The following is a 230-nucleotide window of genomic DNA, read 5'->3' as shown; positions in this document are numbered from 1 at the left end:
GCAGCGCATGGCGAATGCCACCGCCAGGATGGAAACCACGTTTGAAGAACTGGCGCAGTTCTCTCTCGGCGGCGCCGCCAAACGACTGGCCTGGCTGCAGAGAATCACCGACGTGCGGCTGTTCTTTTCGGCGAACCTGAAACTCAATGCCCTGGTGCCGCTGGCGCGCGCGAGCGTGGATGTATCGAACGTCATCCTGTCTCCCCATGAAAAGCTGTATTACGACCGCC

General features: G+C 60.4%; 1 protein-coding gene. It reads left to right on the top strand.

Annotation, left to right across the window (positions count from 1 at the left end; all coding sequences use genetic code 11):
- Positions 1–230: hypothetical protein (locus AC0L20_RS42005; protein ID WP_473295995.1), on the top strand; the 230-nt coding region annotated here is incomplete at both ends.

This window comes from Bradyrhizobium sp. Kon58 (assembly GCF_055807455.1).
This window is presented reverse-complemented; position numbering and strand designations above follow the sequence as displayed.